We start from the raw sequence: 260 nt of genomic DNA on the forward strand, positions 1-260 counted from the left end.
GTATGGGAAGCGGAAGGCTGCTGTTTCCATCTGTTGGTCAGTGACCTTAGCTTCAGCAACTTCTTTAAGTGTGTCAATCCAGCTGTAGCCAACGCCGTCAGAGAACTGCTCTTTTTGACGCCATGCGATTGACTCTGGAAGGTAGTGTTCAAAACACTCACGCAGGATGTGTTTTTCCATCTTACCGTTGCCACACATTTTGTCTTCAGGGTTTAAGCGCATTGCTACATCGATAAACTCTTTATCTAAGAAAGGTACAC

Annotated in this window: 1 protein-coding gene; it reads right to left on the reverse strand. The window is 45.4% G+C overall.

Annotated features, from left to right (window positions below; translation table 11 throughout):
* A partial coding sequence (locus A3773_RS17240) for an asparagine synthase-related protein (RefSeq protein ID WP_231902240.1) occupies positions 1-260 on the reverse strand: 260 nt, incomplete at both ends.

Origin of the sequence: Neptuniibacter pectenicola, assembly GCF_001597735.1 — a bacterium.
Classification (GTDB): domain Bacteria; phylum Pseudomonadota; class Gammaproteobacteria; order Pseudomonadales; family Balneatricaceae; genus Neptuniibacter; species Neptuniibacter pectenicola.